The organism is uncultured Arenimonas sp., from assembly GCF_963976025.1.
GTDB lineage: Bacteria > Pseudomonadota > Gammaproteobacteria > Xanthomonadales > Xanthomonadaceae > Arenimonas.
This window is the reverse complement of record NZ_CAXBJS010000166.1, coordinates 1-5846: the sequence shown is the minus strand read 5'-3', so window position 1 is coordinate 5846 and position 5846 is coordinate 1. Positions and strand designations below refer to the sequence as shown.

Sequence of the window (5846 nt, the reverse complement as noted above, 5' to 3'; positions counted from 1 at the left end):
ACGCAGCCGCACAGGTTGAAGTTGGCGCTGCGATAGCAACAAGTGTATGAATTTTAAAGAAATCTGGCGGAGAGGGAGGGATTCGAACCCTCGAGGCGCTATAAACGCCTGCCTGATTTCGAGTCAGGTACATTCAACCGCTCTGCCACCTCTCCGGACCCGGCGCTGCGGTTGCTGGCGCCGGGCCCGCCATTATAGGGGGGCCGGGGCCGGCCCGCCAGCCTCAGGGACCCGTTGCCGCACTACCCCCCTTGGGCATGAAGAAGAACTCGCCGCTTTCGTGGCCGGCGTAGCGGATCGGCGCGTATTCGGGCATCTGCGCCAGCGGCGCGTCCATGGCGCCCAGGGCCAGCGAGGTGGCCACTTCCTGGAACAGGCGCTGGCCTTCGAGCAGGCGGTCGTTGTCCTGCAGCACGTTCAGGAAGGCGCGTGCGAAGTAGCTGTGCTTGCCGCTGCCGGTGTCGGGCACCGGCATTACCCCGCCCGAGGTGAGCGCGGTGCGGCTGCGGCCCTCGGCCATGGCCTTGACCCAGGCGTTCCACTTGTCGGGCGGCATCGTGCCGGTGGCGAAGGTCGGCACCGAGGCGCGCGTCATCGTGCCCGAATAGCAGGAGTCGGCGACCACCAGCACGTGTTTGGCGGCGACGGTGTTGAGGATGTCGCTGACCACGGCGTTGGAGATCCAGGACTTTGGATTGCCCTGCACGCCGTCGGTGGGCACCCAGTAACCCTGGCCCTGGGCATCGATCTCGCCGTGGCCGGCGTAGTAGATAAGCAGGTTGTCTTCGGGCTTGAGCTTCTCGCGCATTTCGTTGAGCGCGGTCAGCAGTTCCAGGCGGGTCGCGTTGTGCACGACGGTGGTTTCATAACCGTAGCGGCTGCGCAGCATGTTGGCGACGGCGTTGGCGTCGTTCACCGCGCTTTGCAGGGTCGGGTAACCCGCGTCGCGGTAGCTGTTGTTGCCCACGACCACCGCATGGTAACGGCCAAGCTTGACGCCGCGCGGCACCGTGCCCGCCGTCGCCGGCGCGGCCGTCATCGGCGCGCTGCCGCCGCCCGCCTGGGGCAGCAGTGTGAAGTCGAGCTGGGCGCGGGCACCGCCGGTGTCCACCGCCGCCACCTGCACCTGGGCACCGCCGGCCGGCACCTCGACTTCGGCGCTGAAGGCCCCGTTGGCGCCGATCGGCGCCGGCTTGCCGTTGATGGTGATCTCGCGCACCAGCTGCGGGGCGGTGACGCGGCCGACGATCTTGCGCGTGCCGGGGCCGCCGCGGTAAACGGCGGTATTGCGGCCGCGGGTGGCCACGAACACCGGATCGAGGATTTCCAGGCGCGGCGCGCTGGCCAGCATCGCGCCACCGCTGCCGGCCTGGCGTTCAAGCGCGGCCAGCTGGGTGCGCTGGTCGTTGATCTGTTCCTGCTGGGTCAGCAGCTGGTTTTCCAGCAGCTGGGTCAGCTGGTCGTCGCGGCTGGCGCGGGCGTCGGCCAGGCGCTGTTCGGTGCGCGCCAGTTCCTGGCGGGTCTGCTGCAGGGCGCTTCGTCGTTGCACGAGCTCCTGTTCGAGCTTGCGCACCTGTTCACGCAGCGCGGCCGATTCGGCTTCGCCCTCTTCCACCTGCTGCTGCAGGCCGGAAATGCGCTCGTCCTTGGCGCGGATCTCGACCTGCACCACCGACGCGTACAGCAGTTCGTCTTCGATGCCGGAGGCTTCGCGGTAGAGGTTGAGCGCGGCGGCCTGGTCCTGGGCCACGCCCAGGCCCTGTTCGTACAGGAAACCCAGGTTGATCTTGGCGCGGCCGTAGCCCTGTTCGGCGGCCTTCTTGAACCACTGGAAGGCCATGCCGTAGTCGGGCGCGGTGCCCAGGCCCTTGGCGTAGATCTCGCCGACGTTGTTCTGCGCTTCCGGGCTGCCCGCCATGGCGCCCTCGAGCCAGACCTTCAGCGCCGTCTGGTAGTTGGCGCGGTCGTAGGCGACGTATTCGCCGCCGCGGATTTCGCAGTCGGCCTGGGTCGTGCGCACCGGGCGCCGCGCGCTGAGGTAGGTCGCCTGGCGGCCGAGCTTGCGAATCTGCCCGGGCAACAGACAGTCCACGATCATCAGGTCTTCGGCATTGCGCACCGCCGCCTGGGCTGGCGCAGCCGGCCAGCCCGCGAGCAGCACGAGGGCGAAACCGAACGCAAAAACGGAGAAGCGGGAAAGGACCGGACACACATCGGGCAGGTTCATTGGCATGGCTCCCAAGGAAGCAATGCGACCCGCGCCGAGACCGCTTGCAGCGGCGCGTCAGCCGCTATACTCGTGCCGCCGTTATAGCGGCATCGCAGGGGAAAAGCGATGGACAGTCGGGGCAAGGTCGCGGGTCGCCGACGAACGGCCGGCTCGCGGTTTCAGCGATTCCTTTCGTGTTCCACACTCGCCTTGCTGGCGCTGTTGTGCGCGCTGGCCCCTGGCCAGTCGCAGGCGCAGGCGCTCCCCTGCAGCATCGTGCCGCTGACCGCCACCGACCAGACCGGACCGGCGGGCACGCCGCTGCTGTTCGGCTTCCAGGCCCAGGGCGGCTGCGCGGCGCTGGTGAACGTGGTCGCCACAATCAATCCGCCCGACAACACCGGCGGCGCCACCGTGGCCCCGGCCGGCAACTTCGACGTGGCGCCGGTGACACCCACCGACATCACCCTGACCCTGGGCCCCAACCCCGGCCAGACGGGCACGGTCACCGTGTCCTGCCCGACCGGCGGCTGCAACAACTCCATCGTTTACACCTTCCGCACCAGCAACGAGTTCGTTTACGACAACGCCACGCTTTCAAGCGTTGTCACCAACCAGATCCGCGACTTCAGCGTCGCCACCAGCCTGTTCCTCAACGGCGCGCCGGCGACGCTGGCCAGCAACTTCACCAACATCACCAATGCCAGCGCCTACGGTCCGCGACCGGCCAATGCCTCGGGCGTTTCGACGCTGACCGAAAGCATCCCCATCGCCGGCAACTACGTGGTGCGCGCCAACATCGTCTGCCCCACAGCCTTCGTTCTCCCGGGCTGCGCCGCCGTGCCGCCGGTGGACTTCAACGTGCTGGTCGAACCCGTGTCGCTGGACCCGGTGACGCCGCTGGCGACGACGGCCTTCGCAGGCATTTCCCAGACGCTCACCGTTTCCTACGGCAGCGCCAGTTTCAACGGCCCCACCGGCACGCCCATCAGCTGGGTGCTCGCCAGCCAGCCGGCGGGCGGTGACGCCACGCTCAACGGCGCCAACCTGCTGGGCGGCGAAAGCGACGCGGTCTTCAGCGCGACAGTGCCGGGTGTCTACACGGTGCAGGCCAGCGTCGCCTGCGCGGTGTGCGCGGTGAACACGCGCACCTTCAACATCACCGTCTCGGCGGCGCCGCCGCCACTGAACCTGGCGACCGCCAGCGCCAACCCCGCGCCCGGCACCGCTGGCGTGCCGCAGGTCTTCAGCGTGCAGCTGGACCTGGCCGGCGCGCCGGTGCCGGCCGAGTCGATCCAGTGGACCGCCGGCGCGCCCTTCAGCCCCGCCAGCGCCACGTCGGTCACCGACGGCAGCGGCATCGCGACGGCCAGCTTCACCCCATCGGCAGCCGGCAACTATCCGGCCGCGATCACCGCCACTTTCGACCCCGACGGCGTGCCGGCCAGCGGCGATGAGCTGTCCGTTTCCTTCGATGCCGCCATCGCCGCGGCGCCCGGCCTGGCCATCGCCGGCGGTGACGGCCAGCAGGCCGCGCCCGGCAACGCGTTCGAACTGCCGCTGGTGGTGCTTGCCGACAACAGCGGAACGCCCGCTGCCGGCGTGGGCATCACCTGGGCCGTGGCCGGCGACGCCGTGCTCGTCCCGGGCGGCCCGACCGATGCCTCCGGCCAGGCCAGCGCCACGGTGACCGCGGGCGCCGGCACCGGCCCGGTGACGGTCACCGCCACCCGCCAGGATGCCGCCACCGCCAGCGTCAGCTTCAGCCTGACGGTGGCCGCGCCGGGTTCGCTGCAGCCGGTTTCCGGCGACGGCCAGAGCCTGCAGGCCGGCCAACCCTCCGCGCCCCTGGTGGTGCGCCTGCTCGACGGCGCCGGCAACCCGGTCGCTGGTGCCACGGTCAACTGGACCACCGACAACGGCACCCTGGAAGCCAGCAGCACCACCACCGACGGCAGCGGCGAAACCAGCACCCGGCTCACCCTGGAAACCAGCGGCGAAGCCGAGGTGACCGCAACCTCGCCCCTGGCCACCGCGCCGGCGGTCTTCCGGCTGCGCGGCGCGCTGGCCAGCCTGGCCGGGCTGGACCCGACCCAGGCACAGGTGGCGGCGGCCGTGGACAACTTCTGCCCGGCGCTGGCCGGCCTGCCTTCGCGCACGCCGGACCAGGAAGACCTCTACCAGCGCTGCCAGGACCTGGCCCGCGCCGCGGCGCTGGATCCGGCGGCCACCGTGCTGGCGCTCGACCAGCTGATGGCCGACGTCGCCCTGGCCCAGGCCAATGCGGCCTTCGCCGCGGCGCACTCGCAGTTCCAGAACCTGCGCGCGCGCATCGCGGCGTTGCGCAGCGGCACCCAGGGCACCGACTTCGGCGGCCTGGCGCTGACCACGCCGCAGGGCCTGTTCTCGCTGGGCCTGCTCACCCAGGCCCTGGGCGACGAAGACCCGGTGCCGATGGAAGTCGGCGCCGACTTCAGCCGCTGGGGCTTTTTCGCCTCCGGTACGCTGGGCCGCGGCGAAGTCGATCCCGGCCAGGTCGACCCGGCCTACGACACCGACATCGAAGGCATCAGCGCCGGCGTCGATTACCGCTTCAGCGACCGCCTGATCCTGGGCGGCGCGCTGGGCCTGACCCGGCAGGACACCACCCTGCCCGGCGGCCGCGGCGAAGTCGAAACCTCGGGCTGGAGCGTGTCCGGCTACACCACCTTCTACCAGCCCGACAGCTGGTACGTGGACGGCGTGCTGACCTGGGGCCGCAACGACTACGACATGCTGCGCACCATCCGCTACACCCTGCCCCTGCCCGGCGGCGGCACCCAGGAAATCGACCAGCGCGCCGTGTCTTCGTCCGAAGGCGACCTGCTGTCGATGGCGTTCACCTTCGGCCGCGACTTCAACCGCGGCGCCTGGGGCCTGGGCCCCTACGGCCGCCTGCTGTTCACGCGCATCGACTTCGAGGTGATCGAAGAAAGCCTGCAGCCCGGCCCCGGCTCGGGCCTGGGCCTGCGCATCGAACAGCGCGAGCTCGAATCACTGGCCAGCGTGCTCGGCGGCAAGCTCACCTACACCCACAGCACCAACTGGGGCGTGCTGATGCCGCACCTGCAGCTGGAATGGGAGCACGAGTTCCGCGACGACCCACAGGCGCTGGAGGCCCGCTTCCTCAACGACCCCACCGGCTCGGTGATGCTGCTGCGCGGGGACGAGCTCGACACCGACTACTTCCGCATCGGCCTGGGCATGTCGATGGTGCTGACCAAGGGGCGTTCGGGCTACTTCTACTACGAACGCCTGATGGGCAAGGACCGCAACTCGCAGTACAACCTCGCGCTCGGCTTCCGGATGGAATTCTGAGTGGCCGCTTGCAGCCCGGCGCAGGGCGAACGCATGATGTCGCGGATGGAACCGACCCCCTCGCCAGCCAGACACGGGCAGCGCGCATGATTGAATTCGGCCACCTGAGCCACGTCGGCCTGCGTCGCGAGCTCAACGAAGACACCTACTACGGCGACGCCGAGCTGGGCCTGTGGTTGGTGGCCGACGGCATGGGCGGGCACGAGTTCGGCGAGGTCGCCAGCGCGCTGGCCCGCGACGCCGTGGTGCGCGAGGTGCGCGCCGGGCGGTCGCTGGTGGA

General features: G+C 69.9%; 2 protein-coding genes, 1 tRNA gene and 1 pseudogene. 2 read left to right on the top strand and 2 right to left on the bottom strand.

Going from position 1 to position 5846, the window contains the following annotated elements:
* Positions 1-64 precede the first annotated feature (64 nt).
* Positions 65-155: transfer RNA gene (locus tag AACZ35_RS11690), tRNA-Ser, on the bottom strand.
* A 68-nt stretch (positions 156-223) separates the two neighbouring features.
* Positions 224-2227 (bottom strand): caspase family protein, encoded by a 2004-nt coding sequence (locus AACZ35_RS11685; RefSeq protein WP_339829458.1) that lies wholly within the window; start codon positions 2225-2227, stop codon positions 224-226.
* Positions 2228-2419: 192 nt separating this feature from the next.
* Between AACZ35_RS11685 and AACZ35_RS11680 the strand changes: the two genes are divergently transcribed.
* A complete protein-coding gene (locus tag AACZ35_RS11680) occupies positions 2420-5566 on the top strand; it encodes an autotransporter domain-containing protein (RefSeq protein ID WP_339829455.1) in 3147 nt (1048 codons plus the stop codon).
* Positions 5567-5652: 86 nt separating this feature from the next.
* A pseudogene (locus AACZ35_RS11675) lies at positions 5653-5846 on the top strand (serine/threonine-protein phosphatase); the annotation flags it as partial.